General features: G+C 36.0%; 10 protein-coding genes and 1 pseudogene. All 11 read right to left on the reverse strand.

Annotated elements, in window-relative coordinates; translation table 11 throughout:
* Positions 1-57: 57 nt before the first annotated feature.
* Complete coding sequence (gene spoIVB / locus C2I06_RS09060; protein WP_095332867.1) at positions 58-1350, reverse strand: SpoIVB peptidase; 1293 nt, start codon at positions 1348-1350, stop codon at positions 58-60.
* A 210-nt stretch (positions 1351-1560) separates the two neighbouring features.
* Positions 1561-3249: a DNA repair protein RecN gene (gene recN, locus C2I06_RS09065; RefSeq protein WP_123257905.1), complete on the reverse strand. Its 1689-nt coding sequence runs from the start codon at positions 3247-3249 to the stop codon at positions 1561-1563.
* A gap of 16 nt (positions 3250-3265) precedes the next feature.
* Positions 3266-3715: a transcriptional regulator AhrC/ArgR gene (gene ahrC / locus C2I06_RS09070; RefSeq protein ID WP_047941121.1), complete on the reverse strand. Its 450-nt coding sequence runs from the start codon at positions 3713-3715 to the stop codon at positions 3266-3268.
* Between the two features lie 293 nt (positions 3716-4008).
* Complete coding sequence (locus tag C2I06_RS09075) at positions 4009-4839, reverse strand: TlyA family RNA methyltransferase (protein WP_095332863.1); 831 nt, start codon at positions 4837-4839, stop codon at positions 4009-4011.
* Between the two features lie 7 nt (positions 4840-4846).
* On the reverse strand, positions 4847-6739 hold the full coding sequence (gene dxs, locus C2I06_RS09080) for a 1-deoxy-D-xylulose-5-phosphate synthase (RefSeq protein ID WP_095332861.1): 1893 nt from the start codon (positions 6737-6739) through the stop codon (positions 4847-4849).
* 437 nt (positions 6740-7176) lie between these two features.
* Positions 7177-8070 carry a polyprenyl synthetase family protein gene (locus C2I06_RS09085; protein WP_095332859.1) on the reverse strand — a complete coding sequence of 298 codons (894 nt, stop codon included), beginning with the start codon at positions 8068-8070 and terminating at the stop codon, positions 7177-7179.
* A gap of 3 nt (positions 8071-8073) precedes the next feature.
* The gene (gene xseB, locus C2I06_RS09090) at positions 8074-8313 is read right to left on the reverse strand and encodes an exodeoxyribonuclease VII small subunit (RefSeq protein WP_047941124.1); all 240 of its coding nucleotides are present in this window, start codon (positions 8311-8313) and stop codon (positions 8074-8076) included.
* A 2-nt stretch (positions 8314-8315) separates the two neighbouring features.
* The gene (gene xseA, locus C2I06_RS09095; RefSeq protein ID WP_123257906.1) at positions 8316-9662 is read right to left on the reverse strand and encodes an exodeoxyribonuclease VII large subunit; all 1347 of its coding nucleotides are present in this window, start codon (positions 9660-9662) and stop codon (positions 8316-8318) included.
* A gap of 192 nt (positions 9663-9854) precedes the next feature.
* Positions 9855-10247 (reverse strand): transcription antitermination factor NusB, encoded by a 393-nt coding sequence (gene nusB, locus C2I06_RS09100; RefSeq protein WP_047941126.1) that lies wholly within the window; start codon positions 10245-10247, stop codon positions 9855-9857.
* Between the two features lie 274 nt (positions 10248-10521).
* Complete coding sequence (locus C2I06_RS09105; RefSeq protein WP_095332855.1) at positions 10522-10929, reverse strand: Asp23/Gls24 family envelope stress response protein; 408 nt, start codon at positions 10927-10929, stop codon at positions 10522-10524.
* A gap of 15 nt (positions 10930-10944) precedes the next feature.
* A pseudogene (accC, locus tag C2I06_RS09110) lies at positions 10945-12302 on the reverse strand (acetyl-CoA carboxylase biotin carboxylase subunit).
* Positions 12303-12311 lie beyond the last annotated feature (9 nt).

Raw genomic sequence — 12311 nt, forward strand, 5'->3', positions numbered from 1 at the left:
TAATGTCTCATGTAAAAGGATTGTCGATTCATCCTTTTACATGAGACATTTTATTTTTTATGATGCTTTTTGCTCTTTTTCATAAATATCGATTCCTGCCTCATTTAACATCCATTCAATGTGAACCCCATATCCGCTTGTCGGATCATTTACAAATACATGGGTTACAGCTCCGATGACCTTGCCATCTTGAATAATTGGACTTCCGCTCATTCCTTGTACAATACCGCCTGTTTTGCTTAATAATTCTTTATCTGTCACTTTGATGACTAATCCTTTTGTTGCAGGATACTTTTGAGGGACAGAGCTTACTACTTCTATATCAAATAGCTTCACCTGATCATTATCTACAACCGTTAAGATTTGCGCTGGCCCTTCTTTTACTTGGTCTGATAACGTTATTGGCATTGGCTTATCCATTATGCCATTTTTAATTTGTTTATTTAATACACCAAATATTCCAAAAGGACTATTTGTTTTAATATCCCCGATTATTTCTTTATCTTCTGAAAATCTTGCTAATTTTTCACCAGGATTTCCATTACTTCCTTTTTCAATACTTGTTACAGTTGATCTTAGTACTTCTCCATCATCCACAACGATTGGTTTTTTTGTATCCATATCTGAGATTACATGTCCTAACGCTCCATATTTCATGGAGTCTGGGTGATAGAAAGTCATTGTTCCAATCCCAGCTGCTGAATCCCTTATATAAAGCCCTAATTTATATGTGTTATCCCCTTTTTCTTTTAGGGGCATCAACTTGGTTTTAAACTCCTCTTTCTCTCTTTTTACAACTAAATCTAAAGGTTTGTTTCCTTCGCCTGCTTTTTGAACAAAAGGTGCTACATCTGCCATTTTTTCTATTTTCATACCATTTATTTCGACTATCATATCGCCCACTTTTATTCCAGCCTTTTCACCAGGTGATTGCTTTCCTTCTTCTGTATTAACCTGATGGTGCCCTACCACCAGTACGCCAACAGTATTTAGTTTCACCCCAATGGACTGACCACCGGGAATTACTTTAAAGTCTTTAAGAACATTCACATCCACTTTTTTTATTGGAATACCTGCAAGTTCAAGCATCATCTCATCTTTCCCACTAACTTTTCCTTGCAAAGAAAATTTCCCTTTTTCTTGACTTAATGCAACAACCGAATCTTCGTCTGCTACATTTGCTGTCACAGAAATCGCCTCACTATTGTTGATCTCCATTGATTGTCCTTCAAACAATGTAATGCTTTTTGGGATATGAAGATATTCTTGAAATGATTGATTACATACTAAAGATATTAATGAAACAAGGAGAATCCCACCAATTATTTTTCTAAGGATATCACTTTTCAATTCACTTCACTCTCCTCGCTTCTTTTCACCACTACTTCTCCGGCTACATTTATAAGTTTGCCTGTAACAGCATCATTTATAACTGTTAAAAATTTTAAATACCTACCCATAATGGATAATCTTTGCAATTAGTTTCCCATGCACCATTAAATAGACAACTCTTCATAAGAATAAAATAAACCTCTGCACATATACAGAGGTTTTACGTGTCTATATTTTATTCTTAGCTTTTTGCGCTAATTTTAACAGTTCTTTTGCATGTTTTTTTGTTAATTCCGTAATTTCCGCTCCTGAAATCATTCGTCCTATCTCTTTTACCTTATCTTGCTGCACTAATGGTGTTACAGACGTAGATGTGCGGCCATCTTCAATTTTTTTAGCGATAAATAGATGGGTATCTGCCATTGCTGCCACCTGCGGCAGATGGGAAATACAGAGCACTTGAGAATCAACCGACACATGGTGGATTTTCTCAGCGATTGCTTGTGCTACTCTTCCACTCACACCGGTATCAACCTCATCAAATATGATGGATGTCACTCCTTGATGCTTAGAGAAAATGCTTTTTAAAGCTAGCATCATTCTGGAAAGCTCTCCACCGGAAACAATTTTGGATAGTGGTTTTAATGGTTCTCCAGGATTTGTAGAAATGTAAAATTCCACTTCGTCTATCCCTTTTTTCGTAACATTATTCTCATCTGCATGAATTCTTACTTCAAAAACAGTCTTTTCCATGTAGAGTTCTTTTAATTCTTGATGAATACTATCTGTGAGACGAAGAGCCGCTCTCTTTCTTAAGGCAGTCAATTCCTTTGCTTCCACTAAAAGATCTTTCTTAAGAGAGGCTAACTCCCTTTCCAACAAATCGATATGCGTTTCTTTGTTTTGTAATGTTTCTAATTCTTCCTCGATTTTCGCAGCATACTCTAAAATCTCTGCTACTGTTTTTCCATATTTACGTTTTAAGGTATTGATTTCATTCAGTCTTGTTTCAATCTCATTAAGCCTTTCGGGATCATATTCCAGGTAATCTAAAGCGCTTCTCATCTGTCTTGCAATATCCTCTAAAATATAATAGCTATTGGAGACAGATTCAGCCATTTCCTTATATTCGGTGTCTAAGCTTGCAGCTTCCTCCATATTTCCCATAACCTCGCCAAGCCAGTCCAGCCCCTTTTGTTCTCCTCTTAGGGCAGTATAACCTGTTTGTATGCTATCATAAATTTTCTCGAAATTGCTTAATTTCTTTCTTTCTTCTAACAGTTCATCATCTTCGTTGATTTTCAAATGAGCACCTTCAATTTCATTGAACTGAAACTGTAGTAAATCAAGTCGTTGGGCCATTTGCTGTTCATTTTCTGTTAAATTCATAAGTTTCTTTTGAGTTTGTGTATAAGATCGATAAATTTCTTCATATTCTTCTAAAACAGGAGCTAATTCTCCCATTGCAAAAGTATCCAGCAACTGTAAATGCTTTGTTTCATCCATTAATTCTTGATGTTCATGCTGACCGTGAATATCAATTAAAGTGGAACCTATTTCTCTTAATACGGCGATTGTGATAAGCTTGCCATTTATCCGGCAGACACTCTTACCAGATAAAGCAATATCTCTTCTTAATACAATAGCACCCTCATCTATATCGATACCAAACTCATTCATTTTTTGAAAACAGGGATGACCGTCTTCTATATAAAATAGCCCTTCTATTTCTGCTTTTTCTTCTCCATGCCGAACAAATTCCGCCGAACCGCGGCCGCCAACTAATAAATTGATTGCATCAATAATGATAGACTTTCCTGCGCCCGTTTCACCAGTTAATACAGTCAGCCCCTTTTTAAAGGATATGGATAGACTTTCAATGATTGCAAAATTTTTAATCGATAATTCACTTAGCAATTAATGTCCCCCCAAATTAAAGCATATCAAGAAAACGATCACTAATTTTCTTGCCATCATCTGCAGTGCGACAAATAATTAGACAGGTATCATCTCCACAAATCGTCCCCAATATTTCATCCCAATCAAGATTATCAATTAATGCTCCAATCGCTTGTGCATTACCTGGCAACGATTTTAGAACAAGCAAATTTTCAGCTGAATCGATTTTCACAAAGGAATCCATTAACATTCTTTTTAATTTTTGTAATGGATTAAAGCGCTGATCAGCTGGTAAGCTATATTTATATCTGCCATCCTGAAGTGGCACTTTCACTAAATGCAGCTCTTTAATATCTCTTGATACAGTAGCTTGTGTTACATTATATCCAGCACTTTTCAGTTCATCTACTAATTCATCTTGTGTTTCAATATCATTATTTGTAATGATTTCTCTTATTTTTATATGCCTCTGGCCCTTATTCATATATTCCATCCTTTATCATTGGTTATCATTTTTATTTCCTTATGTATCACTTTTTATTAAAAGTATTTGTTCCTTATCATACGTTCATTCGATTTTTTTAGACAAGCTTCCTTTTATCTATTTTACCGTGTTTGTTCGTCTTTTTACAAGAACAAAGAAAACAAAATACATTTCCGCTCTATCTTTATTCATGCTAGACAAGCAAAAAAAGGGTCAGCCTGCATGGAGAACCTTTCTATTAGCATCCCACGCACTAATAGTTCTCTTGCTGCAGTCAAACCCTTTTACATAGCTTATTCTTCCGTTTCTTTTTTTGCTTTCAATTCGGAATGTGCCGCTTCTACCGTCTCTTTTATTTGATAATAATGCGTTTTTTCCTCTGCACATTCATCCCAATAGAGGTGAAGTAAAAATTCAATATTACCATCTCCGCCGGTAATTGGTGAAAATGAGAGGTTTTTAACGATATATCCTTCTTTTATAGAGAAATCAATAATTTTTTCTAAAACAGATTCATGAACTTTACGGTCTCTGACAATTCCTTTTTTCCCAACTTGTTCTCTTCCAGCTTCAAATTGTGGCTTCACTAAAGCAATAACATCACTGCCGGAAACTAATAATGTCTTTAGGACTGGTAAAATTAGCTTCAGAGAAATAAAAGAAACATCAATCGAAGCAATATTCGGCATCTCGCCTTTTAAATCGACAGGAGTTACATAACGAAAGTTGGTTCTTTCCATGACAATCACACGTTCATCTTGTCTAAGCTTCCATGCTAATTGATTATAGCCTACATCCAATGCATAAGATTGTTTCGCACCATTTTGCAGGGCACAATCCGTAAATCCTCCAGTCGAGGAGCCAATATCAAGTAAGACTTTATCTTTCATATCAACATCAAATATTTTAAGTGCCTTTTCAAGCTTTAAGCCACCTCTTGACACATATTGAAGCGTCTTTCCTTTAACAGATAACTTAGAATCTGCATTTATTTTTTCACCGGGTTTATCTAGTCTATTCTCTTCACAGTAGACTATTCCAGCCATTACAGCTCTTTTTGCCTTTTCCCTTGTTTCGAATAAACCTTGCTCAACTAATAATACATCAATTCTTTCTTTCTTCATGAATGCTCTAAGCCCTCTTTTGTTTTTTTCTAGCAATGGCTGAAATTCTTTTTACAACTTCCTCTTTTGTTAAATTTATTTCTTCTAATAATGAATTTACGTCTCCATGCTCAATAAATTCATCTGGAATTCCCATGCGATCTATTACATTTGCTCCAAAACCATGGTCATGGGCATATTCGATACAATAACTTCCAAATCCGCCTTGCAGTATAGCTTCTTCAATCGTTAAAATTGGTATTTGCTTTTTCAATAAGTCAGAAAGCATTTTTTCGTCTAAAGGCTTAATGAATCTCGCATTTACCACTTTAACATGAATCCCTTGTAATTCAAGCTGGTTGGCTGCTTCCATTGCCATTTCAATCGTTGTGCCAAATGTAAGAATTGCTGCATCAGATCCTTCTCTTAATACTTCCCATGTACCAATTGGAATCGTCTTTAATGTAGAATCGAGCTCCACACCTATGCCATTTCCCCTTGGAAATCTCATTGCAATTGGGCCATCATTGTACTGTATTGCCGTATTTACCATGTGCTGCCCTTCATTTTCATCTTTAGGCATCATTAAAACTAAGTTTGGCATATGACGTAAAAACGCAATATCATAAATACCTTGATGGGTTTCCCCATCTGCTCCTACTAAGCCAGCACGATCGATGCCAATAAAGACATTTAATTTCTGACGGCAAACATCATGAAGCATCTGATCATAAGCTCTTTGTAAAAACGTCGAATAAATAGCTAAAAACGGCTTCATTTTTTGTGTGGCAAGTCCGGCTGCTAATGTTACAGCATGCTGTTCCGCTATCCCAACATCAAGCATTCGACTAGGAAATTCTTTTGCAAATGATTCCAATTTTGAGCCAACGGGCATGGCAGGAGTAACAGCAACGATTCGATCGTCTTGTCTTGCCAATTTTAACACCGTATCACTCACTAGTTTACTCCATGCCGGTGCAGTGATAGCAGGTTTTACAAAATCTCCTGTTTCTATCTTATAAGGACCTGTTCCATGCCATGTACCGATTTTATCTTTTTCGGCCGGAGAAAACCCTTTACCTTTTTTCGTAATGACATGCAGTAAAACAGGACCAGATGTTTTCTTTGCATAGTTTAGCTGTTCAAATAAGTCGTCATAATCATGACCATCAACTGGGCCTAAATACGTAAAACCTAACTCTTCAAAAAACACACCAGAAACTAACAAATATTTAAGACTATCTTTAATTCTTTCAGCAGTTGCGGCCATCTTGCCACCTACGGCAGGAATTTTCTTTAAGAGCATTTCTAGTTCATCTTTTACCCATTGATACTTCCCAGCAGTTCTTAATCTTCCTAATACTTGGTGAAGAGCGCCAACATTTGGAGCAATCGACATTTCATTATCATTTAAGATAACAATAATGTTTTTCTTTTCGTCGCCAATATGATTTAGTGCTTCAAGAGCCATCCCGCCTGTTAAAGCTCCATCCCCAATAATAGGAATGATATAGGAATCTTCCTTTTTTAAATCTCTTGCAACAGCCATTCCCATTGCAGCAGATAAGGAAGTAGAGCTATGACCTGTTTCCCATACGTCATGCTCACTTTCATTCATTTTTGGAAAACCACTTAAGCCTTTATATTGTCTAAGCGTATCAAAATCCTTTGCGCGGCCAGTTAATATTTTGTGAACATAAGATTGATGACCTACATCCCAAAGAAATTTATCTTTTGGACTATCAAAACATTTATGAAGAGCAATGGTTAATTCCACCACTCCTAAGTTCGGACCAATATGGCCACCAGTTTGAGAAAGTCTATTAATTAAAAAGTGACGGATATCTTCACTAAGGCTATTCAGTTCCTCGTTCGATAATCCTTTTAAAAAAGCTGGATTTTCTATAGACATTAAATCCATTTGTAACAACTCACTTTCATTCAGTATATAACCAATAAAGCGATGAAAAATACTGACTAATTGGTATATCTTCCTTCCGTTTAACCATTTCATTTATCAAGATCGTATTATATATTAGAATACCTTATTTTTATCAAAAAACCTAATTTATTCGTATTATTAAATATGTATTATACCATTTCTTCACTGATAATAGTAGTAATTCTACATAGTTAGCAAACAGAGTACTTTCGCGCTTAAAAGAAGGATGCCTCAAAGCGGAACATCACTAGTGCTTTTTACAAATTATCTTTTGAAAAAGCATTAGCAATGTCAAATATTGAGACACCCTAATATGTGTTATTCGTTATTCTAAATAATATTTCCTAATATATATTTCGCTTAGTTTTATTATATACCATCTATAAAAAGCTTTTAAACCGTTTAGTAAAGATATTTTAATTATTTCTATAGCCAATTAAATCTGTAATTTCTTCTAATAGGAAACGATCAAAATTTAAACCGGAAAGAAGGTCTTTAGCCTGTTTAATATGCAGCTCTAATTCTTTTTTTGCTCCATCCATTGTTAATATTTTCGGATAGGTGCTTTTATGGTTATCCGTATCGCTGCCAATTGGCTTTCCAATCACTTCTTCATCCCCTTCTAAATCGAGAATATCGTCTCTAATTTGGAAGGCTAAGCCTAGATGATAAGCAAAACGTTTTAATGTTTCCAATTCCGTGCTAGTAGCATCTGCTAATAACGCGCCAATTATGATACTTACTTCTAACAGCTTTCCTGTTTTATGTAGATGTATATGTTCAAGATCACTTTGATTTAACGTCTTGCTTTCCCCTTCAATATCAGCAACTTGTCCACCTACCATCCCTTCTGCTCCAGCTGCTTTTGCTAAAAAGCCAATACTAGCAAGAATCTTATCGGATGGGATATTCTGGTTTGTCATATATGTCATGATTTGAAAACTATATGTAAGAAGTGCATCACCTGCTAAAATAGCAGTCGCTTCTCCGTAAACTTTATGATTCGTCGGTAAGCCTCTCCGCAAGTCATCATCATCCATACTTGGTAAATCATCATGAATCAAAGAATAAGTATGAATCATTTCAATGGCAGTCGCTGGCAGCAAACCTTCAAGTGGATCTCTTCCAAATGCTTTGAGGGTAGCAAATAAAAGCAGTGGTCGGATTCTCTTCCCCCCTGCATTTAAGGAATAGAGCATGGAATCTTTTAAACTGGAAGGAGCATTAAGCTTCTCGACATTTTTCTTTAATTCTTTTTCTAGTACTTCTTTATAGTCTTTTGTAAATGCTGACAAAGAAATTTTATTCAAGTGTTATTCCTCCTCAGCGATAGAAAAAGGTTGTTTTTTACCGTTTTCTAGCACTACTTCCGCTAATTGTTCTTCGACATTTTTTAATTTTTCATGACAGTATTTAGAAAGCTCCATTCCTTTTTTATACGTGTTGATAGCCTCTTCTAAAGGAACGTCTCCTTCTTCTAGTTTTTCAACGATTCGTTCTAATTCTTCCATCGCTTCTTCAAAGGTTGGCTTATTTTCTCGATTAGTTGCCATGTTTATCTCTCCTTTATCTCCATAATTTCTGCCTGTACCGTACCATCGGCCAAGTTTAATTCAATATGCTCCTTAGGCTTAACTTGCTTTATACTGGCTATTAATTTCCCATTTTGATCATATGCTACATTGTAGCCTCTTTCCATTATCTTCAACGGACTTAATGCATCCATCTTTCCTATTGTCGAAAGAAAAGACTGCTTTTTAGTTTGAAGAATTAGCTCCGTATTACGAATCATATTTTTTTGTAAATTAGCCAAATCTTGTTGTGCCTTCATCACATAATGATGTGGGTGATTTCTTACTAGCTGCTTTTGTATTAATTGATGCTGATTATTCTTTTGCTCAAAAACTCTTTGTACATTTCGTATTAATAATTCTGTCTGTTTGTCTAATTGCTCCATTTTTTGATCGTATAAAACCTTAGGATAACGAAAAGCATAGGAACGTTGAATTCTATTTAAACGTAACTTTTGCAATTCTACTTTTTCTTTTATCCCTCTTATTAAACGGCTTTGTCTAGACAAAATCCTTTCCACCAGCTCATCGATATGAGGAACAGCGAGCTCTGCTGCACCAGTTGGTGTCGGTGCACGCATATCTGCAACGAAATCTGCAATGGTAAAGTCTGTTTCGTGACCGACAGCAGAAATAATGGGAATTCTGGAAGTAAAAATGGCTCTGGCAACGATTTCTTCATTAAAAGCCCATAATTCTTCAATGGAACCGCCGCCCCTGCCTACTATGAGGACATCAATTGCAGGAGACTCCTGTTCATTCGCCCGTTGAATTGCCTTTACAATAGAAGGAGCCGCTGCTTCACCTTGTACTAACGCAGGATAGATTTGGATGTTTGCAATAGGGTAGCGTCTTTTAATGGTTGTAATAATGTCTCTAATCGCAGCTCCGGTCGGTGAGGTAATAACACCAATGGTTTTCGGATATTTAGGGATTGCCTGTTTATGGTCTGCAAGAAACAATCCTTCTTGTTCCAATTTAGCTTTCAACTGTTCATAAGCAAGATAGAGCTGACCAATGCCATCTGGCTGCATATCCACCACATACATTTGATATTGCCCGCTTGATTCATAAACGGTAACACTTGCTTTAATCAGCACTTTCATCCCATTTTCAGGCGTAAACTTCATTTGCTGATTATTCCGGGCAAACATAACTGCTAAAATTCTGGCTTTCTCGTCTTTTAAGGTGAAATACATATGCCCACTTGAATGTTGCTTAAAATTGGATATTTCGCCTTTTACCATGACTTGCTGTAAATGAGGATCTGCATCAAATTTTCTTTTTATGTATTTCGTCAAAGCATGTACCGTTAAATACCGTGATTCCATTTATAAAAACTCCTTATACAGGATGGAAAAAGGGGTGTAGTATCGTACACCACATCCCTTAATCATTCATGTTTATAGGTTATAGAAGGAAACAATTTAGGATGATAACAAATCATATTTGCTGATATTCCAAAATAGATTTACATTGTCCACTAATCAGTCTTTTTCATCAAACCAACGTTTCTCTTAATATTACTGATTTTCTTTTATCTTTGATAATAATCCATTAACAAATCTACCAGATTGATCATCACCATAAAGTTTGGCAATCTCAACAGCTTCATCAATCGCAACATTTACAGGTACATCATCTGCTTGTCCATAAATCATTTCATATGTGGCAAGACGTAGAATGTTTCGGTCTACATTTGCAATTCTTTCTAACGTCCAATTTTCTAAATATTGCTTTATGGTTTCATCAATAGAAACTTGATTATTTAATACCCCATCCACTAATTTTGTAAGGTAGGGATCAGATTTTTCTCCTTCTAATACATGCTCTATTGCTGTTTCTTTGTCTATATCACTAATATCAATTTGAAATAGTGCCTGTAAGGCCTTTTCTCTGGCAGTTCTTCTCTTCATTATTTAAGCTCCTTTAAAATCCTTCCATAGGTTTAAGACAACCTATTTATCTATGCTACATGAATAATAGCATAAATAAAAACAAAACTCTATCTTACAAGAAAAAAACCTATAATTAGTTTACTATTCTGGTCATTCTCACAAAAACAAAGACTGTCCATAGAAAAAACTTATAGCAACTAAGAGGAAGACCTATTAGTTGCTATTTTGTTCTTTCCAGTTCAGCCTTTGTTATTTAAAGTCACTCTATGCTAATTTTAGGGCGTATTATTCCTTACATTTCTTGCTGTAATTCAGGTTCTTGTTTTGCTGTTTCGAACTGAACACCAACAATATGAATATTTACTTCCTCTGTTTCCAAGCCAGTCATATTGATTAACGTTTGACGAATGTTATCTTGAATTTGCTGAGCAACATGCGGAATAGATACACCAAAATTCATTACACAAAATACTTCCACTTTTATTCCTTCTTCACTGAGGTCGACTTTTATACCTTTGTTATGGAGCTTTTTCCCGAACTTTTCCACAACACCAGATGCAAAATTGCTTCTCATTTGTGCAACACCTTCTACTTCAGAAGCAGCAATACTTGCGATAACCTCAATTACTTCAGGAGCAATTTCTACTTTTCCTAGACCAGTATACTCTTGGTTCATTTCTAAACTTGTTGTTTCGCTCATTACCTATTCCTCCTTTTAATCTTCTGATTTCATTAAATCATACATTTCTAAAAACTTTGTGTTGAAGTTGCCTGCCACAAACTTTTCATGATTAAGGAGATTTAAGTGAAACGGAATCGTCGTATCGACACCTTCGATTACAAATTCACTCAGTGCTCGTTTCATGCGGGAAATAGCTTCTTGTCTAGTAGATCCATAGGCAATCACTTTCGCAATCATACTATCATAGTACGGAGGGATCGTGTAACCAGGATAAGCAGCTGAATCAATACGTACTCCTAAACCACCTGGCGGTAAATACATCTTAATTTTCCCTGGTGAAGGCATGAAATTTTTCGCAGGATTTTCTGCATTGATACGGCATTCAATTGCCCAGCCAGTAAATGTAACATCCTTTTGATTATGTTCAAGAGGTTTACCTGATGCAACTAGTATTTGTTCTTTAATTAAATCAATACCTGTTACCATTTCTGTTACTGGGTGTTCTACTTGAATACGAGTATTCATTTCCATGAAGTAAAATGCTTGATTCTGATAATCAAAGATAAATTCAACAGTTCCTGCACCTGTATAATTTACTGCAGCTGCAGCTTTTACAGCAGCATCTCCCATTTTCGCCCGCATTTCTTCAGTTAATACTGGAGATGGTGTTTCTTCCAACAGCTTCTGTAATCTTCGCTGAATCGAGCAATCTCTTTCGCCCAAGTGAATGACATTCCCATAATTATCAGCAAGCACTTGTACCTCAACATGGCGGAAGTCCTCGATATATTTTTCTAAATATACACCTGCATTTCCAAACGCCGTTAATGCTTCTTGCTGGGTAATGTTAATCCCCTTAATCAACTCTTCTTCTGTTTTGGCTACACGGATACCTTTACCACCGCCACCTGCTGTAGCTTTAATAATTACTGGATATCCTATTTCTTTTGCTAATTCCATTCCCTCTTCTACATCTTTAATAATGCCTTGGGAACCAGGTACAATTGGCACACCTGCCTGACGCATTGTTTCTCTTGCAACATCTTTTGTCCCCATTTTATTAATAGCCTCTGGACTAGGTCCTACAAACGTGATTTTGCAATCTCTGCAAAGTTCTGCAAAGTCAGCGTTCTCTGCTAAAAACCATATCCAGGATGGATAGCATCACATCCTGTTAAAGTTGCTACACTAATTATGTTTGTAAAGTTTAAATAACTGTCTTTTGAAGCTTTTGGTCCAACACAATATGCTTCATCTGCGATTTGGACATGTAAAGCCTCACGATCTGCTTCTGAGTATATAGCTACCGTTTGAATATCCAGCTCCCGACAAGCTCTGATAATACGAACAGCTATTTCTCCTCTATTTGCGATTAATAGTTTTTTTATCATGGATTAACC

Source organism: Niallia circulans (assembly GCF_003726095.1).
In the GTDB taxonomy this organism is placed as follows: domain Bacteria; phylum Bacillota; class Bacilli; order Bacillales; family Cytobacillaceae; genus Niallia; species Niallia circulans_A.